At 70.6% G+C, this 22699-nt stretch carries 23 protein-coding genes and 1 pseudogene; 9 read left to right on the plus strand and 15 right to left on the minus strand.

Features of this window, described 5'->3' with window-relative positions; translation table 11 throughout:
• Window positions 1-11: 11 nt before the first annotated feature.
• Genes ACFYPS_RS17845 through ACFYPS_RS17860 form a run of 4 tightly spaced genes read right to left on the minus strand, consistent with a single transcriptional unit; the run spans window position 12 to window position 4618 of the window.
• Window positions 12-815 carry a glycosyltransferase family A protein gene (locus ACFYPS_RS17845; RefSeq protein WP_354964308.1) on the minus strand — a complete coding sequence of 268 codons (804 nt, stop codon included), beginning with the start codon at window positions 813-815 and terminating at the stop codon, window positions 12-14.
• A gap of 14 nt (window positions 816-829) precedes the next feature.
• A complete protein-coding gene (locus tag ACFYPS_RS17850; protein WP_354964307.1) occupies window positions 830-2305 on the minus strand; it encodes an oligosaccharide flippase family protein in 1476 nt (491 codons plus the stop codon).
• Window positions 2302-3669: an O-antigen ligase family protein gene (locus ACFYPS_RS17855; RefSeq protein WP_354964306.1), complete on the minus strand. Its 1368-nt coding sequence runs from the start codon at window positions 3667-3669 to the stop codon at window positions 2302-2304. The genes ACFYPS_RS17850 and ACFYPS_RS17855 overlap by 4 nt, the downstream gene beginning before the upstream one ends.
• Complete coding sequence (locus ACFYPS_RS17860) at window positions 3644-4618, minus strand: hypothetical protein (protein ID WP_387325585.1); 975 nt, start codon at window positions 4616-4618, stop codon at window positions 3644-3646. Before ACFYPS_RS17860 ends, ACFYPS_RS17855 begins: the two co-directional genes overlap by 26 nt.
• A gap of 241 nt (window positions 4619-4859) precedes the next feature.
• Here ACFYPS_RS17860 and ACFYPS_RS17865 point away from each other — a divergent pair, with 241 nt between their 5' ends.
• From ACFYPS_RS17865 to ACFYPS_RS17880, 4 genes are all read left to right on the plus strand, one after another.
• Window positions 4860-5492 carry a hypothetical protein gene (locus ACFYPS_RS17865; RefSeq protein WP_387325588.1) on the plus strand — a complete coding sequence of 211 codons (633 nt, stop codon included), beginning with the start codon at window positions 4860-4862 and terminating at the stop codon, window positions 5490-5492.
• A 183-nt stretch (window positions 5493-5675) separates the two neighbouring features.
• Window positions 5676-7007 carry a glycosyltransferase family 4 protein gene (locus ACFYPS_RS17870; RefSeq protein ID WP_387325591.1) on the plus strand — a complete coding sequence of 444 codons (1332 nt, stop codon included), beginning with the start codon at window positions 5676-5678 and terminating at the stop codon, window positions 7005-7007.
• Window positions 7004-7870, plus strand: a complete 867-nt coding sequence (locus tag ACFYPS_RS17875) for a glycosyltransferase (protein ID WP_387325594.1) — start codon at window positions 7004-7006, stop codon at window positions 7868-7870. Before ACFYPS_RS17870 ends, ACFYPS_RS17875 begins: the two co-directional genes overlap by 4 nt.
• Complete coding sequence (locus ACFYPS_RS17880; protein WP_354964301.1) at window positions 7851-8543, plus strand: polysaccharide deacetylase family protein; 693 nt, start codon at window positions 7851-7853, stop codon at window positions 8541-8543. The genes ACFYPS_RS17875 and ACFYPS_RS17880 overlap by 20 nt, the downstream gene beginning before the upstream one ends.
• Before the next feature lie 6 nt (window positions 8544-8549).
• Here the strand turns inward: ACFYPS_RS17880 and ACFYPS_RS17885 are convergent, their stop codons facing one another.
• The 4 genes from ACFYPS_RS17885 to ACFYPS_RS17900 form a co-directional block, all read right to left on the minus strand.
• Entirely contained in the window at window positions 8550-9482 is a 933-nt protein-coding gene (locus ACFYPS_RS17885; RefSeq protein ID WP_354964300.1) for a glycosyltransferase family 2 protein, read from the minus strand.
• 30 nt (window positions 9483-9512) lie between these two features.
• Complete coding sequence (locus ACFYPS_RS17890) at window positions 9513-10589, minus strand: GNAT family N-acetyltransferase (protein WP_387325598.1); 1077 nt, start codon at window positions 10587-10589, stop codon at window positions 9513-9515.
• Window positions 10590-10759: 170 nt separating this feature from the next.
• Entirely contained in the window at window positions 10760-12112 is a 1353-nt protein-coding gene (locus tag ACFYPS_RS17895) for a UDP-glucose/GDP-mannose dehydrogenase family protein (protein WP_354964298.1), read from the minus strand.
• A 73-nt stretch (window positions 12113-12185) separates the two neighbouring features.
• Window positions 12186-13580, minus strand: coding sequence for a sugar transferase (locus ACFYPS_RS17900; protein WP_387325601.1), 1395 nt, complete (start codon window positions 13578-13580; stop codon window positions 12186-12188).
• A 481-nt stretch (window positions 13581-14061) separates the two neighbouring features.
• On the opposite strand from ACFYPS_RS17900, the gene rfbA reads away from it, so the two are divergent.
• Genes rfbA through rfbD form a run of 4 tightly spaced genes read left to right on the plus strand, consistent with a single transcriptional unit; the run spans window position 14062 to window position 17454 of the window.
• Window positions 14062-14949: a glucose-1-phosphate thymidylyltransferase RfbA gene (gene rfbA, locus ACFYPS_RS17905; RefSeq protein WP_354964296.1), complete on the plus strand. Its 888-nt coding sequence runs from the start codon at window positions 14062-14064 to the stop codon at window positions 14947-14949.
• A complete protein-coding gene (rfbC, locus tag ACFYPS_RS17910) occupies window positions 14946-15578 on the plus strand; it encodes a dTDP-4-dehydrorhamnose 3,5-epimerase (protein ID WP_354964295.1) in 633 nt (210 codons plus the stop codon). Before rfbA ends, rfbC begins: the two co-directional genes overlap by 4 nt.
• Entirely contained in the window at window positions 15575-16588 is a 1014-nt protein-coding gene (gene rfbB, locus ACFYPS_RS17915; RefSeq protein WP_354964294.1) for a dTDP-glucose 4,6-dehydratase, read from the plus strand. The genes rfbC and rfbB overlap by 4 nt, the downstream gene beginning before the upstream one ends.
• Entirely contained in the window at window positions 16585-17454 is an 870-nt protein-coding gene (rfbD, locus tag ACFYPS_RS17920) for a dTDP-4-dehydrorhamnose reductase (RefSeq protein ID WP_387325604.1), read from the plus strand. Before rfbB ends, rfbD begins: the two co-directional genes overlap by 4 nt.
• On the opposite strand, the gene ACFYPS_RS17925 is transcribed toward rfbD, so the two are convergent.
• Window positions 17451-17843 (minus strand): GNAT family N-acetyltransferase, encoded by a 393-nt coding sequence (locus tag ACFYPS_RS17925; protein WP_387325607.1) that lies wholly within the window; start codon window positions 17841-17843, stop codon window positions 17451-17453. The two genes, rfbD and ACFYPS_RS17925, sit on opposite strands and share 4 nt — an antisense overlap.
• On the opposite strand from ACFYPS_RS17925, the pseudogene ACFYPS_RS17930 reads away from it, so the two are divergent.
• Window positions 17825-18025, plus strand: a pseudogene (locus tag ACFYPS_RS17930) (universal stress protein); the annotation flags it as partial. The gene ACFYPS_RS17925 and the pseudogene ACFYPS_RS17930 sit on opposite strands and share 19 nt — an antisense overlap.
• A 43-nt stretch (window positions 18026-18068) precedes the next feature.
• Here ACFYPS_RS17930 and ACFYPS_RS17935 read toward each other — a convergent pair.
• The 6 genes from ACFYPS_RS17935 to ACFYPS_RS17960 all read right to left on the minus strand — a co-directional run bounded on the left by ACFYPS_RS17935 (window position 18069) and on the right by ACFYPS_RS17960 (window position 22628).
• Window positions 18069-18386: an NAD(P)H-dependent oxidoreductase gene (locus ACFYPS_RS17935; RefSeq protein ID WP_354964291.1), complete on the minus strand. Its 318-nt coding sequence runs from the start codon at window positions 18384-18386 to the stop codon at window positions 18069-18071.
• An 18-nt stretch (window positions 18387-18404) separates the two neighbouring features.
• Window positions 18405-19052 carry a response regulator transcription factor gene (locus ACFYPS_RS17940; RefSeq protein WP_354964290.1) on the minus strand — a complete coding sequence of 216 codons (648 nt, stop codon included), beginning with the start codon at window positions 19050-19052 and terminating at the stop codon, window positions 18405-18407.
• 14 nt (window positions 19053-19066) lie between these two features.
• Window positions 19067-20392 (minus strand): sensor domain-containing protein, encoded by a 1326-nt coding sequence (locus ACFYPS_RS17945; protein WP_354964289.1) that lies wholly within the window; start codon window positions 20390-20392, stop codon window positions 19067-19069.
• Window positions 20393-20410: 18 nt separating this feature from the next.
• Window positions 20411-21181, minus strand: coding sequence for an ABC transporter permease (locus ACFYPS_RS17950; RefSeq protein ID WP_387325611.1), 771 nt, complete (start codon window positions 21179-21181; stop codon window positions 20411-20413).
• Complete coding sequence (locus ACFYPS_RS17955) at window positions 21178-21903, minus strand: ABC transporter ATP-binding protein (RefSeq protein ID WP_387325614.1); 726 nt, start codon at window positions 21901-21903, stop codon at window positions 21178-21180. Before ACFYPS_RS17955 ends, ACFYPS_RS17950 begins: the two co-directional genes overlap by 4 nt.
• An 83-nt stretch (window positions 21904-21986) precedes the next feature.
• On the minus strand, window positions 21987-22628 hold the full coding sequence (locus ACFYPS_RS17960) for a hypothetical protein (RefSeq protein WP_387325617.1): 642 nt from the start codon (window positions 22626-22628) through the stop codon (window positions 21987-21989).
• Window positions 22629-22699: the final 71 nt, after the last annotated feature.

The raw sequence follows: 22699 nt of genomic DNA on the forward strand, positions 1-22699 counted from the left end.
GCACGCCCGACCTAGGTCCGTTCCCAGGCCGTCCAGTAGCTGTTCGGGTTGATCACGTAGTCGACCGTCGGCTCGGGGATGTGCTCCACCCGGTGGCGCCGGCTGAACCGGTAGATCAGCTCCCAGTCCTCCTTCGGCGCCACGGTGGAACTGCGGCGCAGCCGGCTGAACACCAGGTCCGACGACCGTCTCGCCACGAAGGGGTTGGAATCCAAAAAGCACTTCTCCCAGGCGAGCTTGCGGTCGAACGCCACGGAGAGGATGTCGCGCTGGAGCCCGTCCGGCGTCACCCGGCGCATCGCGGTGTAGACCCCGTCCGGCCGTGGGCGCGACGGGTCGTCGTCCTGCAGCCGAGCGAGCGCGGTCTGCAGGTGATGCGGATGCCAGGCGTTGTCGTCGTCGAGGAACGCCACGAACCGGGAATCCGCCAGGCCCATCCCGATGTTGCGGCTGATCCCCAGCACGTTGATGTTGCGGCGCAGGCTGACCACGTGCAGGCGGGGGTCGGCCGGCAGTTCGGGGATCTGGCCGCCGCCGTCGTCGACCACGATGACGACGTGGTCGGTCACGGTCTGGGCCAGCACCGACTCCACCGCCCGCCGCAATCCATCCGGCCGTTTGTAGGTCAACACGATCGTCGCCACCAGGGCCCGGGGCTTGACGCCGCCGGGCAGCGTGGCCAGCAACCGGGCGATCTCGGACCGTTCGAACCGGTAGAGCCCGACCGCGGTGTGCCCGAGCAGCACCTTGTTGCGCAACTCCTCGAGAGGCAGCCAGCCAAAGGTGGCGCGCAGGCGCCGCTTCACCCAACTCATCTATGAGTCTCCACTCAGCTCCGTGTGACCGTCGCCAACGGCTTTTCACCGTGAGGCTCCGCCTCGCGGCCGGGTTGCGACCGGTCCGCCCGGCCGCTTCGCAGCAGCGGCCGGACGAAGGGCAGATAGACCGCCACTGCGGCCAGCCCGATGATTGCCAGCGGGAGGAAGCCGCCGCCGAGGACGAGGTGCATCCCCCAGGCCAGGGCGCCCACCGCCACCCCGCCGAGCGCCGGCCGGACGCAGGCGCGCAGCATCAGCGCGGGCCGGATGCCCAACCGGGACAGCACCACGACGAAAACCGGCGTGACGAGCAGACCGGCCACCACCACCTGCCCGGCGGCCACGCCCGCGATGCCGAGCCGGTGGGCGAACAACAGGAGCACCGGAGTCAGGCTGAACAGCCACCAGGCCTGCATCAGCATCAGGGTCTTGCGCACCCGGGTGGCCAGGCAGTCGTACGCCAGGTCGACGGCGACCCGGATCAGGCCCAGCCCCACCAGGAACTGCAGCGCCACCGCCGCCCCGGCCCACTGGTCGCCGTACACCAGGCGGACGACCGGGTCGGCGAGCACCCCCAGCAGCACGCAGCAGGGCACGGCGGCGGCCAGCACCATGGCCAGCGCCCGCTGGAAGCCGGCGGCGAACGCCTCCGGCGAATCCGCGAGGCGGGAGAAACCGGCGTACGACACCCGGCGGACGGTGTCCGACACGATCCGGACCGGCCAGCTCGACATGTTGAAGGCCATCGCGTACAGGCCGAGCGCGGCCGGACCGAGCACCGAGCCGACGACGACGGAGTCGACGTTGACGATGCCGAGGGTGAGCAGACTCGCCGACGCCAGGGGAAGCCCGAACCGCAGCAACCGGACGGCCTGCGTCCGGTCCCAGCCGAATCGCAGCATGTCGGGGGCACAGAGCGCGAACCCGACCAGCGCCACCATGTTGCCCGCGAGCGAGCCCCACGCGAAGGCTATCGCCCCCATCCCGGCGGCGGCCAGGGCGATCGTGACGGCGGTGTTCACGAGGAAGTTGGCGACGTCGACAACGGTGCGCCGGAACTGCTGGAACTCCCGGTTCAGCTTGCCGATCGGCACACAGGCGATGCCGTCGATGACCACGGTGAGGCAGAGCAGCCGCAGCATCGCCGTCGCCTCTGGCGACCCCAGCAGGCGCGCCACCGTCGGCGCCGTGACGAAGAGCACGAGATAGAAGGCGCTGCTGGAGATAGTCGACAACGTCAGGACGGTCGGCGCGAACCGCTTGATGTCGCCGTTCCAGCGCACGAGGGCCAGGCTGACGCCCATCTCGTTCAGGGAGAGCAGCATCGCCAGGACCAGCGACCCGACGGCGTACAGCCCCCACTCGTACGGCCCGAAGAACAGCCGCGCCAGCACGACGCCGGTCGCGAACGTGCCCCCTCGACGTACGATGGTGTTGATCATGCTCCATCGGGTCGCCGCGGCGACCTTCTGGTTCAGGTCCGTCACAGAGCCGGGTCTCCCCTCTTGAACTCCTCGGAGCGGGCGATGCCGAGGTACGCGCCCGAAAGACCGAGAAACAGGAACGACGTCCCGGCCACCATCGGGAAGCTAAGCGTGTCGAAGGTAAAGGTCACCACCAGCATCACGAATCCGACAGCTACGAAGGCCTGGCCGGTCTCCCGGCGGGCCGGATCGGTGAACCGCCGCCGGCCGGCGCCGCCGCAGTGCAGCGTGGTGACGTAGACGAGAACGATGCTCACCACGCCGACGACGCCCATCTCCAACAGGGCAAGCAAATACTGGTTGTCGGTGTAGCGGTACATCAGCGGCAGGAAGGTGCCGAAACCCCGGCCCGTCCAGAGTCGCTCGACGATGTAGGCGTTGACGCCCGCGCTCGTCGCGGTGCGGGACTGGGTGCTGTTGTCGCCGCCGTTCAACATCGCGGTGAAGAGGCCCATGATCGTCACGAAGAGGCCCGGCAGCGCCAGCCTCGCCACGGCCAGCGACGGCAGCACGGTGGCGAACGTCCACCCGATCCGCCGCGCGTTCCAGGTCGGCAGGAGCACGAGCAGCACCACGCCCAGACCCACCACGGAGGTCCGGGAGACGGTGGTGATGGCGCCCATCGCGATCAGCACGACCGGCAACCAGCGGCGCATCGCCTTGCGCTCACCCCCGTGGAATGCCTGCTGGAGGGCGAACGGCAGCGCCAGGGCCATGACGGCGGCGAGTTCGAGGGTGTTCGCGGCGGTCGCGGTGGGCCGGACGAAGGCACCCCTGGTGACCAGTTCCTGGGCGCCGCTCGACATCCCCGGGATCTGGATCCAGGCGGTCAGGCTCGTCCCCAGCACGAACTCGCCCAGGGCGACGACCGCGATGACGGTGCAGCACCGCACGAAGACCCGCAACAGCCGGTCGAGGTGGTCGTAGTTCCGGATCGACGTGGCGAGGAGCACGATGGACGTCCACACCAGGAGCTGGATCAGCCCCCGATCGGCGGCGCTCACCTCCAGCGGCTCCGCGTCCCGTCGGGCGGCGGCGACGTAGCTGAGCAGCACGGCCACCGCGACGCCGAAGAGAGCGAGCCGGGGCGCCCGGGTGAACGGCGCCGGCCGAGCCCGCCGCATCAGCCAACTGGCCAGAAACCACACCAGGCCGACGAGGACGAACAGGCTCGCCACCGTCCCGGTTGCCCCGATGCCAGGGAAGACCAACCGGGACGGCACGAGCATCAGGAAAACGACGTAGAGGGTCAGCAGCGAATGGGGTCCGAGGCTGGCGAGGCGCTGCTGGGAGAGGTAGACCCGGCTGGCTCGCCGCGGCGCCGGGACCGCGGCGGAAAAACTAGGTTCCGTTAAGCCGGTCGACATTCTGGCCTCTGTGGTGGGACCTCTCCGAGGACCGGTACGTGGTGGACGGCGGCCCCGACGGCGAGGCTTTCCACGCCCCGCTCTCCGGCCGCGGAGCCGGCCCCGTCCCGGGCCGCCTGAGGATCACCGTCTCGTCGGCTCCGACGCGATTGCCGCGACCCTCGACGCCGTTCGTGGCCACCGCGGGCTTTCCCTGGGCGGCACGGTCGTCCCGCTCGGGGTTCGGCGGCCGCTGCGGGGGCCGGGCCGGGGCCGGTCGGCCGGGCACGTTGGCGGAGCCGCCGGCAGCGACCGGGGCGGGCGCGGCGGCGGCGGCCAGCTCCTGGCGTCGCTGGCGGGACCGCGCCAGGCTCTCCACCACGAACGTCAGCAGCAGGGCGAGCGCGGCGGTGCCGCCACCGGCCGCGATCACCAACTTGAGCTTGTCCTTGAGCTGCGGTTCGGGCTTCTGTGGCGGGATGATCTCGGTCATCCGGATCATGTCCCGCTCCTTGACGTCGTTCTCCGACTGGATCTTCGCCAGCTTGGCCTCGGCGTACCGCGCGATCGTCGCGGTCGAGGCGAGCAGGTGGGCCTGGTCCGTGCCGGTGATGGTGAAGGTCAGGAAGGGTCCCTGCGCGCCCTCGGCCAGCCCGACCTCGAAGTCCTCGGTCACCCCCATCTTGAGCAGCTCCGCCTGGGCATCGGTGGATTGGAGGCTGCGACCGAGGAAGTCGGCGGTGGCGACCAGGGAACCGTTGAAGTTGAGGAACGGGTTGTCGTTGTGCTCGCCCGGCGTGGCTGCATCGGTCGCGACCGGCGAGCTGAGCAGGCTGACGGTGGTGGTCGACTGGTACGAGGTCGGCACCAGCACGAAGGCGGCAATGCCGAGCCCGACCGCCAGGACCATCATCGGCAGGAGGATGTACCAGCGGGCGCGAGCCACCGAGAGGATCTCGCCTAGGTCCACGACGCCCCTCCAACTTCTCTAGGACGTCAGTCGTCGGTAATTGAAAGAGCATTCCTCGACACCGGGGACGGTTCCGCGCCGAAGGTCGAAGTCAAGCTATACAGACCGGAGGCACGACGGCTACCGCCGATCCGGTCGAGTTGCTTGCTGCATTCGTCCATGCCCCGTGGCATCCTCCACGCCTGAGTCGTCACACAGCATAAGCGGCGAGCGGACCAGAAAGGACCCGAAGGGCGTGTATATGTCTGATGTCTTGGCGACGCTGCGTCGGCGGTGGTATCTCGTCGCCACCGGCCTGGTGGTCACCGCGCTGGCCGGCCTGGGCGCGCCCCAGGTCACGCCGCGTTACCTCGCCTCGGAGGTCGTCGTGATGCAGCCGCCGGTCTCGCCCTACGCGCCCAACCCGATGACCGGGCTCTACCCGTCGATTTCGATCACCGGAGCGGCGGTGGCGCAGCGGCTGAGCACGCCCGACGCGAAGGCGCGCCTGCGGACGGCGGGAGTGACCGGTCCGTACGCCTTCCAGCCCCGCAACACCGGCACCAACCAGGAGCCCCGGTACGTGATCGGCTCGATGACCATGACGACGATCGCATCCGACGAGGAGAGTGGGCTGCGCGCGCTCGCCGTGCTCAGGGACGCCTTCGAGCAGGAGCTCAAGAGCTTGCAGGACCGGTGGAAGGTGGCTCGGCAACTGCGCATCACCACCGCCGTCCTCGTCCCGCCGAGCGCGACGTTGCAGCCCCACTCGCCGTCACGGGCCCTGGTCGGCGCCGGGCTGCTCGGCGTCATCGCGACCCTGGCGGTGACCCTCTGGACCGACGAATTTCTCCGCCGCCGCAGCACGCGCCGATCGGTGAACGTGACCCGGTGACCGATCGTCCGCATCAGAGTTGCCGACGTTGCCGCAGGTCAGGGCCAGGAAACGGGCACATTCGGTGAGTCCTCTGTAAACATCCCGACACGCCGGGCGACCCAACGGTTGATTGTTTACTCAATCAGCGGCGGGGAGCGTACGCAGGGAATCAGCTCGAACGTGAACCGAGGTGACCCGGACGTGATCAATTCCCGGCCCCACATCACCATCCTCGTGGCCAACCTTCCCGCCGAACGCGATCGCCGAGTCATCAGGGAATGCCTGAGCCTCGAGGCAGATGGCTTCGACGTCACCGTCATCGCGCCACGTGGCGACAAAAGCCTGCGCACTTTGCCGGGCAGTCGGAGCACTCGGCTACGCCCCTATCCAACCTTTGTCTACGGCCACGGGGTACTTTCGTACGGCGTCGAATTCGCCTGGTCGTTCCTCTGGATCGCCGTCCGCCTGCTGGCCGAGGTGCTCGGTGGACGGGCGCACGCGGTGCAGGTGTGCAACCCGCCCGATGTCTACTGGCCGCTGGCGCTGCTGCTGCGGGCCCTGGGCCGCCCTTGGGTCTTCGACCACCACGACCTATGCCCCGAGGTCTACGCGTCCCGCGTCGGCACCCCGAACAAGTGGGCCTTCCGGGTTCTCCGGGCCTTCGAGTGGCTGACCCTGCATACGGCCACCGAGGTCGTGGCCACCAACGAGTCGTTCAGGGACAACGCCGTACGGCGTGGCGTCTCGCCGGCACGGGTGACGGTGGTCCGCAACGGTCCGACCCGGGGGGAGGTCGCCGAGCCGGGCGAAACCACCGACCCGGCGGATGGCCGCCAGGCCGACCAGAAGGTGGTCTATCTCGGTGTCTTCGGACCACAGGACAACGTGGAGGGAGCCGTGCTGGCCGCCGAGCAGTTGATCCGTCGCCGCGGGCGTACCGGCTGGCGCATGGTGCTCGCCGGCGACGGCGAGAGCATGCCGGCGCTGACCAGGCTCGCCACGGACCGGGGCCTGACGGACGTCGTGGAGTTCACCGGTTGGCTCGACGGCGTGGCCGTCGACGAACTGCTGCGCACCGCGACGGTCGCGATCCAGCCCGACCTGCCGACCCGGATGAACGAACTGTCCACCATGGCCAAGACCGTCGAGTACCTCGGCCGTGGTGTGCCGGTCGTGGCGGTGGACCTCCTCGAGACCCGTCGCAGCGTGGGTGAGGCCGGCGCCTACGTCCCCACCGGTGCACCGGAGGAGTTCGCCGAGGCCATCGACGAGCTGCTGGACGATCCGGCTCGCCGGGCGCAGATGCGGGCCGTCGGGCTGGCCCGCTTCCGGGAGACCCTCGCCTGGGAGCACCAGGCCGACGCCTACGTCGCGGTGTGGCGCCGGCTCCTCGCCAAGCGACTCCCCGACGGCGTTGCCACGCCCGCCTCCCCCGCCGGCGCGGTGGCCGGACCGGCCACGCGGGCGGGCGACGCGGCGCCGGCCGAGCACCACCCGTCGGCGGCGACCGAGGACCGGGTAACCACGCGGTGACCAGCATCGTCATCGCCGCCCACAACGAGCGCGCCGTCATCGGCCGCTGCCTCGATGCCCTGCTGGCCGAGGCCGCGCCCGGCGAGTTCGAAGTCACCGTCGTCGCCAACGGCTGCACCGATGAGACCGCCGCCATCGCCGCCGCGCGACCGGGGGTACGGGTCGTCGAACTCGCCGAGGCCGGCAAGCCGGCCGCCCTGAACGCGGGGGACGAGGCCACGCGCGGATTCCCGCGCATCTATCTCGACGCCGACATCGTGCTCTCCACACAGGGGGTACGGGCCGTCGCCGCGGCGCTTGACGGACCGCACCTGGCCGCGACGGTCCGCCGGGAGCTCGACCTAACCGGCCGGCCGATACTGGTGCGCGCCTACTTCAGCGTCCACCGCCGTTTGCCGGTCTTCCGGGACGGTCTCTTCGGGCGCGGCGTGATCGGACTGTCCGAGGCCGGTCGGCATCGCTTTGACCGGTTCCCGGCGCTCGTGGCCGACGACCTCTTCCTCGACTCCTTGTTCGGGGCAGCCGAGAAACGGCAGGTCGACACGGTGAGCTCACGGGTGGCGACCCCGCGGCGCACCGGGGACCTGGTGCGCCGGCTAAGCCGGGTCCGCAGAGGCAACTCGGCCATGCGTGCCGCCGCCGGCCAGGGCCAGGTCGGGGCGCGCGTCCACCCCGCGGCCCGCCTCTCCTGGCTCCGTGACGTGGTCATCCCCCGGCCCTGGCTCGCCCCGGCGGCGCTCTGCTATGTGGCGATCACGGTCCTCGCCGCGCTGTCCGCCCGGAGCCACGCTGAAGGCGCGGCCGGTTGGGGGCGCGACGACTCGTCCCGACAGGAAGAGGCGCATGCCCCAGTCCGACGGTAGGCACGTGCCGACCGGCACCACGGTCAACATCTGCTTCCACGGCATCGGCGAGCCGCGCCGGGACCTCGAGCCCGGCGAGGAGCGCTACTGGATCCGGCCGGACCAGTTCCACGCCATCCTGGACGACCTGCTCAGCTGGCCGTCGGCGCGGATCAGCTTCGACGACGGCAACCTCTCCGACGTGCGGATCGGTCTGCCCGGGCTCACCGCCCGCGGCCTGTCGGCCGAGTTCTTCGTCCTGGCGGGGCGGCTCGGGACGGCCGGCAGCCTGGACGCAGACGACGTACGGGAACTGCAGGGTCACGGCATGACGATCGGCACGCACGGATTGCACCACCGCTCGTGGCGCGGAATGGACGAGCAGACCACGTACGACGAGCTCGTGACGGCCCGGTACCGTCTCGTCGAGGTGGTCGAGCAGGACATCACGACGGCCGCCTGCCCGCTCGGGCAGTACGACCGGCGGGCGCTCGGCGAGCTCCGGCGGCTGGGCTACACCGCAGTCTTCACCAGTGATCGCCGGCCGGCCAGGCGAGCGGCATGGCTCCAGCCGAGATTCAGCGTCCGCCGCGACGACACGCCCGCCACTCTGCGGGCTGCCGTCGGGGCCAGCCGAGGCTGGCCCCGACGGATCCGGGGCGAGCTGGTGAGCGTGGCCAAGCGCTGGCGGTAGCCGGCGTCACCCGGCGGAGTGCACGGTCGCCGGCCCCGGCACCTCCCGGATCTTCGCGGGCCTGAGCAGGTCCCGCGCTGCTGCCCGGCTGGTCTGCCGACCGAGCAGGGCGCGGCTGGCCTCACGAGCCAGGAGCACGAACCAGTAGACCGCGGTAGACGCCAGGCCGTGCCGACGGCGGTAGAGGCGTACCCGATTGAGCGTGAGCAGCGCCCACAGCTTCGGCGAGTGCCGGGAGTCACCCTCCAGGTGCACGGCGCGGGCACCGGGTACGAAGCGCGTGACGAGACCCGCGTCCCGGGCCCGCAGGGCGAAGTGGGTCTCCTCCGAGTAGAGGAAGAAGGACTCGTCCCACGGGCCACACCGCTGCCAACACTCTCGACTGATCAGCAGCGTGGAACCCTCGGCCCAGTCGGTGACCGTCTCCCGGGCGTACCGGCGATCGTCGGTCACCACCTCGCCGATCACGGCATAGCGGCCGGCTCTCCGAGCCCCGAGAATGGCGTCCCCGAGGGCCCGCAGGATGGTGGGTTCGCGGCGCAGCGTCGTGATGAGCGCGCCGACACCATCCACGATATGCGGCACCGCTATGCCGGTGCCGTTCGTGCCGAGGGCGGCCAGCAGGGTCTCGACGCAGCCTGGCCGGAGCCGGACGTCGGGGTTGAGCACGAGCACCGCCGCGTGCGGCGGCGCCGCGGCCACGGCCGCGTTGATACCGGCGGCGTAGCCCGCGTTGCGTCCCATCTCGACCACGGTCGCTTCGGGCGCCAGGCGACGCAGGGCCGCCACGGTGCCGTCGGCGGAGGCGTTGTCGGCGACCGTGAGGTGCCAGGACAACCCGCCCAGCCCCGGGCCCAGTGCCGCGAGGAGATCAGGCAGCAGCCGCTCGCTGTTGTAGGTCACCACAACGACGGCAACCCTCACCTCGGTAACGCTCATCAAGTGCTCCCATCCATGAAATGCCGGGTGTCACCGCTCGTGCAGCCTGGCGCGGAGACCGCGCAGGATTCGGCCCGTCCCGCCGCTGCGGAGTCGAGCCCCGACGGCGCCGGTGCGCACCGAGCGCGCCAGCGCGAATTGTGCCCGCCGGGCGCCGGCCACCGCCCACGACCGGCCGACGCGTCCCTCGGCCACCGGCACCTCGTCATTTGACAGCCGGCTCTTGTAGAGCGCCTCGGACTTGCCGAGGTCGATGTGCTCGATCCCATCGGCCGCACCGGCCTCGGCCATGCGGAGGCAGAGCAGGATGCCGGCGGAGTGCCGCGCCAGGTCGACGTCGTACGCGGGGAACCAGTAGGCGAGCACCGACCGGCTCCGCAGCCCGAGGTGGGCGGCGACGGGCTGGTCTCCGGCGTAGAGCGTGGAGACGACGGCCCGGCAGCCGGCCGCGGAGGACTGGGACAACTCCGTGAGCACCGCCTGGATCCACGGCGTCCGGAACCGGTCGTACTGCTGCGTCCGGCGGTACTGGTCCGACTTCCAGCGCCGCAGCGCGAGCATCACGCCCTCGCTGCGGTCCTCCCACTCGAACCGCTCCTCGCCGAGCTCGCGCACCATGCGGCGCTGCTTGCGCAGCGCCTGCCGAATCAGGTTCCCGTCGGTCATCCGGTCGTCGACGTAGCTCTGGTAGCCCTTCGACAGGTCGATGATGGGAGACCCGGCCACCCGAGCCTGGTACGGCGCGAAGGGTGCCTGATCGGCCAGCAGATGGTCGAACTCCCACACGGCCAGCCCGCACGCCTTCAACAGCCGGACCGGGTCCCAGTCCAGGCCGGGACGGTGCACCAGGCCTTGACAGTCGGAGATGCCGGAGCCGATCGGCACTCCGATGACCCGATGCCTCACCTCATACGGGAAGAAGCCGACGATCTTCGGGCCGTCCTGCAGCACCGCCACCCGGGCAGTGGGGCGGCTACGACCGACCGCGAGGGCGAATTCCGGGGCGAGGAAGGGATTCTGCAGCCTCGGCTGGGACTCCTGCATCTGCCGCCACTCGGTGACCTCGGCCGGGCCGAGGTCACTCGGACGGACAACGGAGATCTGCATCGGTCGCCTTTCCCGGGACAACGCTGTTTTCGCCGCGGTTCATCGTGCCCGCTCCCGACGCAAAGGTGAACCGGGGCCGGTGTCGGTTAGCCGTCTGCGCATGTGGACCTGTGGTGGCCCGTCGGCACCGTTCGGACGGCCGGGCCCAGCCGTCGGTACGCTCCGGCGCTTCACGGGCGGCCAAGGGCCCGGTACTCCCAACCCGCCGCTTGCCATCGGGCCGGGTCCAGGGCGTGCCGGCCGTCGGCGATACGCGGCCTCGCCACCACCGTACGCAGCGCCGCCGGGTCGATTTCCCGGAACTGCGACCACTCGGTCAGCAGCACCACCACGTCCGCGCCGGTCGCCACATCGAAGGCGCTGTCACCGTATTCGAGCGCCGGATACGCCCGGCGCGCGTTGGCCATGGCCACCGGGTCGAAGACCCGCACCCGTGCCCCCGCCCGGTGCAGGGCGCTCGCGACGTCGAGCGCGGGCGCGTCCCGGATGTCGTCAGAGTTCGGCTTGAACGCCGCGCCCAGGGCCGCCACCCGGACCCCGCGCAGGTCCCCGCCGGCAAGATCGCGTACCAGGTCCACCATGCGTTCCCGGCTGCGCTGGTTGATCCCGTCCACCTCGCCCAGGAAGGCCACCGCCCGCCCCACGCCCAACTCCTCGGCCCGGTGCATGAACGCGCGGATGTCCTTGGGCAGGCACCCGCCACCGAAGCCCAGCCCCGGACGCAGGAACCGGCTGCCAATCCGCTCGTCGAGTCCCAGGGCCGTGGCCAGGTCGTGGACGTCCGCGCCGCTGGCCTCGCACACCTCTGCCATGGCGTTGATGTACGAGATCTTGGTGGCCAAGAAGCCGTTCGCCGCGACCTTGACCAGCTCCGCGGTCTGCGGATCCGTCACCAGCACCGGGCAGCCCTGGTCGACCATCGGAGCGAACACCTCGCGCAGGCGTCGCTCGGCCCACCGGGAGGAAACGCCGAACACCAACCGGTCGGGACGCATCGTGTCGTCGACGGCGAAGCCCTCACGGAGGAACTCGGGGTTCCAGGCCAGCTCCACGGCATCGCCGGCCGGCGAGACGGCGTGCATCAGGTCGGTGAGCCGGGCAGCGGTGCCGACCGGAACCGTGGACTTGCCGACGACCAGCGCACGTCGGTGCAGGCCACGGGCCAACGTGATCAGCGCCGCCTCGACATGCCGCAGGTCAGCCGCGTACGAACCGGCCCCCTGCGGGGTCCCTACGCAGAGGAAATGGACGTCGCCGAAGTCGGCCGCCTCGGCCAGGGACGTGGTGAAGCGCAACCGCCCCGAATCCAGCGCCTTCGCCAGCAACTCGGGCAGCCCGGGTTCGAAGAAGGGCACCTCGCCCGCGGCCAGCCGCTCGATCTTGTTCGCGTCGACGTCGACGCCGAGCACCTGGTAGCCGAGCGCGGCCATGCACACCGCGTGGGTGGCCCCCAGGTAGCCGGTGCCGATGACGGTGAGCTTGGGGGCAGTGCAACCCACCGGTTCGATGCACCCGGTGTCCATGGTTTCCTCCAGACGGATCAGGACGCGACCGACAGCGCGTGCGCCAGTCGTGCGATGACGGGGTGCGGCGCGGTCAGTAGGCTCCGGAGCTCCGGACGACGGCGCTCAGCGTGCGGACCAGGATCACCAGGTCCATGGTCAGCGACCAGTTCTCCACGTACGACAGGTCGAGTCGGATGGACTCCTCCCAGGACAGGTCCGACCGGCCGGAAACCTGCCACAGCCCGGTCAGGCCGGGCTTGACGACCAGACGCCGGCGCATGTCCGACGGATAGTTGGCCACCTCACCCGGCAGCGGCGGCCGCGGTCCGACCAGCGACATGTCGCCCCTGAGCACGTTGACGAGCTGCGGGACCTCGTCCAGCGAGAGCCGGCGCAGCCAGCGCCCGACCCGGGTCACCCGGGGGTCCTGGCGCATCTTGAACAGCTCCCCGTCGGTCTCGTTGCGGTCGAGCAGTTCCGCCAGGCGTTCCTCGGCGTTCACGTACATGGTCCGGAACTTGTAGATGCGGAACGGCCGGCCGTTCTTGCCCACCCGCACCTGACGGAAGATGGCGGGCCCGCCGGCACCCGGGCTCATCCGGACCAGCACGGCGATCGCGAGCAGCACCGGGGCGGCGACGATCAGCAGCAGGAACGCCGACACCCGGTCGAAGACCGCCTTGACGACCCGCCGGCCGCCCTTCAACCGAGGGTGCTCGACGTGCAGCATCGGCAGGCCGTCGACGGGTCGGACGGTGGTGCGGTCGCCGGCCACGTCCACGAGGTTGCTGGCGACGATCAGGTCGACCTCGTCGCGTTCGAGTTGCCATCCCAACCGGCGCAGGGCGGATCCCGCCATCTCGGGACAGGAGAGCACGACGATCGTGTCCGCGCCCGCGCCCGTGACGGCCGCCGGAACGTCCGCGAAGGTGCCGAGGATCGGCGGCAGCCCGCTGGCGCGTGGCTCCGCGATTGCCACCGGCAGATGCGGGAGACAGGCGCCGACCACGCCGAGCCCGTGGTAGCACTCGCGGCGCAGCCTCCTGGTCATCTCCGCGACGGCGGTTTCGTGCCCGACCAGGATCACCCGGTGCAGCCGCTCACCGCGGGCCCACGACCGGTGAAGCTGCTGGCGGACCAGGTAGCGCATCGCGACGCCGGCGACGGTGACCAGTGGCATTGCGATGATCACGTAGCCTCTGGCGAGTCGGAAGTCGAACGCGAGGGAGACGACCGCCAACATGGCGGTAACGGCGAGACCGGTTTGGAAGACCCGGACGTACTCATCATTTCCTACGAATAGATGGCGCGATTCATACGCTCGGTTTAGGGTGAGCGCCAGCACCCAGGCGAACGGCAGCGCAAGGGTGAGCCAGAGATGACCACGGTTGTACGGCTCCGCCGTCGCCGGGCCGAATCTAAGGCTCAGCGCCACCCCGGCCGACCCGGCACTGGCCGCGAGGTCGACGAGGCAGAGTGTGGCCACGTAACGGGACTGCCATCCAGTCCGCAGTGGATTGACCGAATGGCCTATCGGCGCCCACTCACCCTGCCGCCTAGTCGTGTCGTCAATGACCTGCGCGATTTCTACCAATGCACACCGCCCCACGTACACGGGCCGACCAGCCACACCCCTGCGGCTCGTCGTCCGGCTCGAGTTGGTGGTACCCGCGAAGACTATGCGTCCGGGATCCCCTTCCCAGAGGCGTAGGCGGGACCGACTGAGGTGAGCATGCTGACCACGGACTCAATGCGCCAGCATCGTGTTCGGCATTTCTGAGCCAAAGTCGAATTGCCGACTACGCACGCGCTGACTGGCGGCCGACCGCATACCGAACCGGCGTTTCACAATGGCCGTCCAGTTGCCCTGGTCAACCGAACGAGGCGGCGGTGACACTTTCGGACGTTGTCAGAATCGTTCGGTTTCCGGTCCCCAGGTGACCCTTCGCGGCCGGTAGCCTCGCGCCATGCGCGGAATACTTCTCGCCGGCGGCACCGGAACGCGGCTGTGGCCGATCACCCGTGCAGTGTCCAAGCAACTCATGCCAATCTTCGACAAGCCGATGATCTACTACCCCCTGTCCACATTGATCATGGCGGGCGTACGCGAGATCTTGATGATCACCACACCCGAGGATCAGGACCAGTTCCGTCGCGTGTTCGGTGACGGGGCCCAACTGGGGCTGCGGCTGGAGTACGCCGTACAGCCACGCCCGCAGGGAATCGCGCAGGCCTTCCTCGTCGGCGCCGACTTCATCGGCGCCGAATCCGTGGCCCTGGTGCTCGGCGACAACATCTTCCACGGCGTCGGGCTCGGCCGGCAGCTCGCCGGTCACGGAGACCTCGTCGGCGGTCGGATCTTCGCCTACCAGGTGGCTGACCCCGGGGCGTACGGAGTGGTCGACTTCGACGCCGACGGCAGAGTGCTCTCGATCGAGGAGAAGCCGGCGGGGCCGAAGTCCCGCTACGCCGTGCCCGGGCTGTACTTCTACGACAACCGGGTGGTCGACTTCGCCCGCAAGCTCACGCCCAGCGCCCGTGGCGAGCTGGAGATCACAGCGCTGAACGAGATCTACCGAGAGCTGGGCGAGCTGTCCGTGACAGTGCTGGACCGGGGCACCGCCTGGCTGGACACCGGCACCTTCACGTCAATGATGCAGGCCGCCGAGTTCGTCCGGGTCATCGAGGAGCGCCAGGGCATGAAGATCGGGTGCGTCGAGGAGGTCGTCTGGCGGGCAGGCCTGATCGACGACGACCAGCTGCGGACGCTGGCCGAGCCACTGTCCAGGAGTGGATACGGCGACTACCTGCTCGGCCTGCTGGACCAGCACCACCGCCGGGAGGTACGCCGATGAAGATCCGGCCGTTGAGCATCGACGGGGCCTGGGAGATCAGCCCGCAGCAGCACGGCGATCCGCGCGGGTTGTTCCTGGAGTGGTACCGCTCCGACCGGCTCGCCGCCGTGGTCGGCCATCCGCTGCGGCTCGCCCAGGCCAACCTCTCGATCTCCGCGCACGGCGTCGTCCGTGGCATCCACTTCGCCGACGTGCCCCCCGGCCAGGCCAAGTACGTGACGTGCGTCCGGGGGGCGGTCATCGACGTGGTGGTGGACGTCCGAATGGGCTCGCCGACGTTCGGGCGGTGGGAGGCGGTCCGTCTCGACGACGACGACCGTCGCGCGGTCTACCTAAGCGAGGGCCTGGGACACGGCTTCTGCGCGCTGACCGACGATGCCACCCTCAGCTACCTCTGCTCCACCAGGTACAACCCAGCCGCCGAGCACGCCGTGCACCCGCTCGACCCGGAGCTGGCGATCAGCTGGCCGACCGAGGCGCCGCTGCTGTCGGCGCGGGATGCCACGGCGCCGACCCTGGCCGAAGCGCGGGCAGCGGGCCAGCTCCCGGACTACCCGACCTGCCGGTCCCAGCTGGCCGGCCGGACCTCCGGTACGACGCCCGCCTCGACGGAAGGAAGTCACCCGTGAGAATCCTGGTCACCGGCGGAGTCGGATTCATCGGGTCGGAGTACGTGCGCATGCTGTTGGCCGCGCCGGGCAGCACCGGCCCGAGGGACCCGCAGGTCGAGCCGACCGCCGTCACGGTGCTGGACAAGCTGACCTACTCCGGAAACCCGCAGAACCTGGCGCCGGTGCGGGATGACCGACGGCTGCGGCTCGTGCCGGGTGACATCTGTGACAGTGCCCTCGTCGACGAGGTCGTCGCCGACCATGACGTGATCGTCCACTTCGCCGCCGAGTCCCACGTGGACCGTTCCATCGAGGGCGCCGCGCCGTTCGTCGTCACCAACGTGCTCGGCACCCAGACCCTGCTCGACGCCGCACTGCGGCACGGCACGCAGCGGTTCGTGCACGTCTCCACCGACGAGGTGTACGGCTCCATTGACGAGGGCTCCTGGACAGAGACCTGGCCGCTGTCGCCGAACTCCCCGTACTCGGCTTCCAAGGCCGGCTCCGACCTGCTCGCCCTGTCCTACCACCGCACCCACGGCATGGACGTGGTGGTCACCCGGTGCTCCAACAACTACGGGCCGTACCAGTTCCCCGAGAAGATCATCCCGCTGTTCGTCACCAACCTGCTCGACGGCGGCACGGTGCCGCTCTACGGCGACGGCGGGAACATCCGCGACTGGCTGCACGTGCACGACCACTGCCGAGGCATCGCGCTGGTCCAGCACAAGGGCCGTGCGGGTGAGGTGTACAACATCGGCGGCGGCACCGAGCTGACCAACAAGGAACTCACCGGCCGGCTGCTGCAGGCGTGCGGCGCCGGCTGGGACCGGGTCGTACCGGTCGTCGATCGCAAGGGCCACGACCGCCGCTACTCGCTGGACATCACCAAGATCAGCGAAGAGCTAGGGTACGCCCCCAGCATCGACCTCGAGCGCGGTCTGGCGCAGACCGTGCGCTGGTACCGGGACAACCGGGCCTGGTGGGCGCCGCTGAAGGCGGCCAACAGGCCGGCCGTCGCCGCGTGAGTCGCCTGCTGGTCACCGGCGCCGGCGGCATGCTGGGGCGGGATCTGCTGGCCGCGCTGCGGCCGCGGGACGACCTGTCGGTCACCGCCACCACCCGCGCCGACCTCGACATCGCCGACCCGGACGCGGTGCGGGACGCCGTCGCCGGGCACGACCTCGTGATCAACACCGCGGCGTGGACCGACGTCGACGGGGCCGAAGCCCGGGAGCAGGCCGCCACCGCCGTCAACGGCGACGCGGTCGCCAACCTGGCCAGCGCCTGCGCCGCGACCGGGGCGCGGATGATCCACATCTCCACCGACTACGTCTTCCGAGGCGACGCCACCGAGCCGTACCCGGAGGACGCCCCGACCTGTCCGGTCAACGCGTACGGGCGCAGCAAACTCGTCGGAGAGCTCGCCGTGACCCGGTTGCTCCCCGACGCCGGCTACGTCGTGCGCACCGCCTGGCTCTACGGCGCGCACGGGCCCAACTTCGTCGCGACCATGCTGCGGCTCGCCGGGGAACGCGAGCGGCTCGACGTGGTGAACGACCAGCGGGGGCAACCCACCTGGTCATACCGGCTGGCGGAGCAGCTCGTCGCGCTGACCGGCGCGGCGCTGACCGGCCACGCCGCCCCCGGCGTCTACCACGGCACCGCCTCGGGCGAGACGACCTGGTACGGCCTGGCACGCGCCGTGTTCGACCTGCGCGGCCTCGACCCGGACCGCATCCGGCCGACAACCAGCGACGGTTACCGGCGGTCCGCGCCCCGTCCGGCGTACAGCGTCCTGGGCCACGACCGCTGGCGTGCGGCGAACCTGCGGCCGCTGGCGGACTGGCGCTCGGCCCTGGCTGAGGCATTGGCCACCGGTCGGACCCGTTAGGCGGGCAGCTCCAGCAAATACTCCTCGACCTCGGCGCCGCGGCCGTTGGCGTACCCGTGGTCCTCGCCAACCACCACGAAGCCGCACTTGCCGAGCACGGCGAGGGATGCGGCGTTGTCCTTGGCGGCGCGGGCGTGCACCGGCCGCTGCGGCAGCTCGCGCAGCAGCGCGGCCAGGGCCGCGGTGGCGTCGCCCCGCCCCCAGCGGGCCGGGTCGATCCAGTAGGTGACCTCGGTGCGCTCGCCGTCCGGGAAGGCGCTCACGTGGCCGACCACCGCGCCGTCGACCTCTGCGGTGCGGACCAGGATCTCCGGGTCGGTGAGCACCCGCGCCCAGTGCCGGGCGAACTCCCGGTGGTCGGCCGGGTCCGCCGGGCCGAACGCGGCCACGTCCGGTCCGGGCGCCAGCGCCGGAGCAGGCGCTCATCGAGGCGAGCGGCCAGGCCGGGCTGCTGGTGGTCGGCTCGCGGGGGCGGGGCGGCTTCGCCGGTCTGCTGCTCGGCTCGGTGAGCCAGGCGGTGGTGCAGCACGCCAACTGCCCGGTGCTGGTCGTCCACCGCCACGAGAGGTGACCGCAGCCCGCCGGGGTGGACGCCCCGGCGGGTGCGGCGGTGGTCAGGACTCGGTGCGGTTGAGCAGCTGCTCGAAGCTGGTGGTGAGGGCGAACGGATCGGCGGGGCCGGCCGCCGGCGGGCGTTGCCGGACCTGCTCGGCCAGCTCGCGACCGGCGCGGTCGATGCGGGCCCGCAGCGCGCCGTCCGCGCTGCCGGCGGACCAGTCCTCCGGGGCGGCGAAGACCGCGGTGGGCATCACCACGGCGTGCAGGTAGCTGAACATGGGCCGCACGGCGTGCTCCAGGGAGAGCGAGTGCCGGGCGGTGCCACCGGTGGCACCGATCAGCACCGGCCGGCCGATCCTGCCCCGGGCGGTCATGAGCGCAGGAGCTCAGCATCAGCCGCCGCCGACGTGGCGGAGGACGGCCAGGACGCGGCGGTTGTCGCTCTCCGAGGACGGCAGACCGAGTTTCGCGAAGATGTTCGCCACGTGCTTCTCCACGACTCCGGAGGTGATGACAAGAGCCGCCGCGATTCCGGCGTTGGATCGTCCCTCGGCCATCAGCGACAGCACCTCGCGCTCGCGGGGGGTCAGCGACGCCACCCCGGCCGTGTGCTGCCCGGCCCGCATCAGGTGGCCGACCACCTCCGGATCCAGCGCGGTGCCGCCGGATGCCACGCGGGTCAGCGCGTCCACGAAATCGGCGACGTCGGCGACTCGGTCCTTGAGCAGGTATCCGACGCCGGTCGGCCGGTCGGCGAGCAGGCGGGTCGCGTAGCGGGTCTCCACGTACTGGGAGAACATCAACACACCGACGTCGGGATGGTCGCGTCGGATGTCGATCGCGGCGCGCAGTCCCTCGTCGGTGTGCGTCGGTGGCATCCGGATGTCGATGATGGCTACGTTCGGCATGCTGGTGGCGATCGCGGACCGCAACGCATCCGCGTCGGCCACCGCCGCGCACACCTCGAAACCGCGGTCGGTGAGCAGCCGGACCAGCCCTTCGCGCATCATCGCGGCATCCTCCGCGATCACCACCCGCATGTCGTCGCCTCCGTTCACACGTGTGTGGGCAGCTGGATCTCGACCCGGGTCGGACCACCGGTCGGACTGTGTACACGCATCCGGCCGTCCACGACGGCGATGCGGCGGGCCAGGCCGGACAGGCCGGGGCCGTCCGGGTTCGCCCCGCCGATGCCGTCGTCCGTGACGGTCAACATCAGTTGCTCGCCGGATCGGACGACGCCGAGCCCGATACGGGTCGCCCGGCTGTGTTTGGCCGCGTTCGCGAGCAGTTCGGAGGCGCAGAAGTAGGCGACGGTCTCGATCGCGGGCGCCGGGCGGTCGGGCAGCTCGACGTTCACCGCGACCGGGATGGCGCTGCTCGTCGCGAGCGTCGCCAGCGCGTCGCCGAGACCGTTGTCGAGGACCGGCGGGTGGATCCCACGCACCAGGTCGCGCAGGTCGGCGAGGGCATCCTTCGCTCCGCGGTGGGCGAGCGCGACCAGTTCGCGGGCCTGTGGGAGGTCGGGTGGCGGGCCGTCGACACCGAGCTTCTCGGTCGCCATGCCGAGGTTCATCGCCAGCGTGGCCAGCCGGATCTGCGCGCCGTCGTGCAGGTCCCGTTCCAGCCTGCGCATCATCGCGGCCGCGTCGTCGATCGCGCGGGCCCGGGTGACCTGCAGTTCGCGTACCCGCTCGGCGAGCCGACGCGGACCGAGCAGCCGTCGCATCGCGGCAAGGTCCAGGTTCGTACCGGCCCGCATCAACCACGGTGCGACCAGCAGCATGGCGAGGCCGGCCGCGGCGATGAGGAACGTTCCGGTGAACGTCCGCGTACCGATGGCGCCGAACGGCGTCAGCGCCCACACCGGTCCGAGGCGCGTTCCGGCCGGGTGGTTGCGAAACAGCGGCCACCACACCGGGTAGCTGAGGTTGACCAGGCCGAACACGTAGCAGAACGCGCCGTAGCCCTCCGGGATGGCCAGTGGCACCTTGAGCAGGCCGTAACCGACGGCGCGCCAGCCCGGTCCGTCGGAGACCACGGCGCTGATCCGCTTCGAGGGCCGGGGCGGCGGCGCGTCCACGTGCACGTCGAGCAGCCGGCCGGCGAGTGAGCGATGCACGGCTGCCATCGCGCGCCCGATCGGGGCGGCCAGCACGACCAGGAGCACGATGGTGACCGGAAACAGGACCAGGAACATCGGTGCGACGGCAGGTGCGGGCTGTTTGGACATGGCTCCGGTCGCCCAGAGGATGAGGACGCCCAGGGCCGGCACGATCGCCGGCACGCTCAGCACCGCGGCCGCGCTGAGCACGCCGACGACGCAGAACACCGCCCGACGCAGGGCCAGTGTGGTGAACGGAGCACGCAGCGCGGTCATCAGCCCCATTGTCGCTCGTCACGCGTCGCGATGGCGGAGCAGGACGCCGCCGCACAGAATCGCCACCGCCGCGTACCCGCACATGAGCAGCGCGCTGATCCAGCTGGAGAACAGCCCGGGTACCGGCGAGGTCACCGCGATCGAGTTGAGCAGCATCAACAGCGGGACGAAGCGGCCGACCTGGATTCCGCTCTCACCGAACAGGCCGGCCACGATCATCGGCACGAACATCAGACCGAACAGCGTGCCGATCGCGGCGCCGGAGTGCCGCACGATCGTCCCGATGCCGACCCCGATCAGCGCGGTGACGCCCAGGTAGACGCCGGTCAACACGACCGCGCGTAGGATCGCCGGGTCTGCGAGGGATGCGGCCGGGATGGCGGTGCCGCGGATCGCGAGCTGCCCGCCCAGATAGCCGGCGAAGCTCGCGACCAGGCCGACGGTGAGGGCCGCGCCGCCGCACACGGCGACCTTCGCGGCCAGGACGATCCGACGCCGCGGGACGGCGGCGAACGTCGAGCGGATCATCCCGTTGCCGTATTCGCCGGTCACCACCAGGACGCCGAGCGCTCCGAGGAGCAGTTGGGCCACGATGGCGCCGCCGAGGCTGTTGTTCAGGATCTGGGCGGCGGTGGCGACCGGGGTGTGCGATCGGTACCCGAGTCCCACCCCGACCCCGGCCGCGGCCATCGAGACCACCGCGGCGATCGCCAACCACCACGTCGACCGGACGCTGCTCAGCTTGATCCGCTCCATCCGGACCGCGTGCCGGAATCCGTACCTGTTCATGACGCTCCCACTCCGCGATAGTCGGTGGCCTGTGCGGTGAGCCGGAAGAACGCGTCCTCCAGGCTGTCGTCGCCGGCGGCGAGTTCGGCGACGGTCGTCTCGGCCAGCAGCCGGCCGCGACCGATGACCACCAGCCGGTCGGCGGTCAGCGCCATCTCGGCGATCAGGTGGCTGGACACGAACACCGTCCGGCCTTCGGCGGCGAGTCCGCGCAGCAGGTCCCGGATCCAGCGGATGCCCTCCGGATCCAGCCCGTTGACCGGCTCGTCGAGCAGGAGGACGCCCGGGTCGCCGAGCAGGGCCACGGCGACGCCGAGCCGCTGGCGCATGCCGAGCGAGTACGTACCGGCACGCCGCGCTGCCGCGTCGGACATCCCGACGATGCGCAACACCTGCTCGACGCGGGAGCCGGAGATGTCGTTGCTCGCGGCCAGCGCGGTCAGGTGCGCGCGGGCGCTGCGGCCGGGATGGAAGGCCCCGGCATCGAGGAGCGCGCCGACCGTCTTCAACGGCCAGTTCAGGTCCGGGTACCGGACCCCGCCGATCAGTGCCTCGCCGTGGTTCGGGGCATCCAGGCCGAGGATCATCCGCATCGTCGTCGACTTGCCGGATCCGTTCGGGCCGAGGAAGCCGGTCACCACCCCCGGTTGCACCCGGATGCTCAGCCCGTCGACGGCGACCCGGCCGCCGTAGCGTTTCGTCAGCTCACGTAGTTCGATCATAGGAACGACGCTAGGCAACGCCGACGGCGGTCAGAAGCCGGAAACCATCCGACTCCGTCTGGAGGTTTTCCGCCCCCATCAGGCTAGGCCGGTTCGGCCCCCGATGGCACGGGCAGGTCCAGGACGTACGAGTCGCCGTCGGGGCGGAAGCCGAGCCGGTGGTAGTAGGGGGCGACCATCCCAGGCGGGCTGACCACGCGGTGGAAGCCGCGTTCGGTGAAGAGGCGACTGCGCCGGTAGACGAACTCGCCGGGCGTGAAGTCGCGGAACTTCGGGGTCACGTAGTCCAGGTCTATCTGGGCGACCCCGGGGGCCTCGGCGTGCGACAGCACCACCCCGACCACCTCGTCGGCGGTGACCACCAGGAACGCGGAGCGTCCCGGGGCATCCGGGTTCCAGCGAAAGTCGGGATTGAACCGGGCGATGTCCGGCCCGTGCACCCGCAGTGTGTGCGCCAGGAACTGGTCGCCGACGCCAACCTCCACCACCTGGTAGGTCTGCTCGTCGTGCCGGGTGGCCAGCATCCCGCGCAGGTACCAGATGTTGATCACCGCGAGCACGATGTTCAGCCCGACCATCGGCCAGACCTCGATCGCGGCGTTGTAACCGATCAGCACGAGGCAGCCGACGAGGTTGAGCCCGCGCAGCCGCAGGATGCGTGACTGCAGCAGAGACCAGACCAGCACCGCAGAGCCGGCCCAGCCGACCAGATCCAACCAGTTCACCTGGTGAGACTACAAGTGCGCGAGTACGGGCCAAAGCTGCAAACCCGGTAGTCGTGGTCAGAGCCTCCACG

The sequence above is a fragment of the Micromonospora sp. NPDC005087 genome, assembly GCF_042872965.1.
Classification (GTDB): Bacteria; Actinomycetota; Actinomycetes; order Mycobacteriales; family Micromonosporaceae; genus Micromonospora.

Bases quoted from the DNA above. Each gene is read 5' to 3' on its own strand.
- ACFYPS_RS17955 (WP_387325614.1), bottom strand. From the start codon at position 21,903: ATGATCGAACTACGTGAGCTGACGAAACGCTACGGCGGCCGGGTCGCC.
- ACFYPS_RS17950 (WP_387325611.1), bottom strand. From the start codon at position 21,181: ATGAACAGGTACGGATTCCGGCACGCGGTCCGGATGGAGCGGATCAAG.
- ACFYPS_RS17855 (WP_354964306.1), bottom strand. From the start codon at position 3,669: ATGTCGACCGGCTTAACGGAACCTAGTTTTTCCGCCGCGGTCCCGGCG.
- ACFYPS_RS17945 (WP_354964289.1), bottom strand. From the start codon at position 20,392: ATGACCGCGCTGCGTGCTCCGTTCACCACACTGGCCCTGCGTCGGGCG.
- rfbA (WP_354964296.1), top strand. From the start codon at position 14,062: ATGCGCGGAATACTTCTCGCCGGCGGCACCGGAACGCGGCTGTGGCCG.
- ACFYPS_RS17935 (WP_354964291.1), bottom strand. From the start codon at position 18,386: ATGACCGCCCGGGGCAGGATCGGCCGGCCGGTGCTGATCGGTGCCACC.
- ACFYPS_RS17940 (WP_354964290.1), bottom strand. From the start codon at position 19,052: ATGCGGGTGGTGATCGCGGAGGATGCCGCGATGATGCGCGAAGGGCTG.
- ACFYPS_RS17885 (WP_354964300.1), bottom strand. From the start codon at position 9,482: ATGAGCGTTACCGAGGTGAGGGTTGCCGTCGTTGTGGTGACCTACAAC.
- rfbC (WP_354964295.1), top strand. From the start codon at position 14,946: ATGAAGATCCGGCCGTTGAGCATCGACGGGGCCTGGGAGATCAGCCCG.
- ACFYPS_RS17880 (WP_354964301.1), top strand. From the start codon at position 7,851: ATGCCCCAGTCCGACGGTAGGCACGTGCCGACCGGCACCACGGTCAAC.
- ACFYPS_RS17865 (WP_387325588.1), top strand. From the start codon at position 4,860: ATGTCTGATGTCTTGGCGACGCTGCGTCGGCGGTGGTATCTCGTCGCC.
- ACFYPS_RS17845 (WP_354964308.1), bottom strand. From the start codon at position 815: ATGAGTTGGGTGAAGCGGCGCCTGCGCGCCACCTTTGGCTGGCTGCCT.
- ACFYPS_RS17895 (WP_354964298.1), bottom strand. From the start codon at position 12,112: ATGGACACCGGGTGCATCGAACCGGTGGGTTGCACTGCCCCCAAGCTC.
- ACFYPS_RS17890 (WP_387325598.1), bottom strand. From the start codon at position 10,589: ATGCAGATCTCCGTTGTCCGTCCGAGTGACCTCGGCCCGGCCGAGGTC.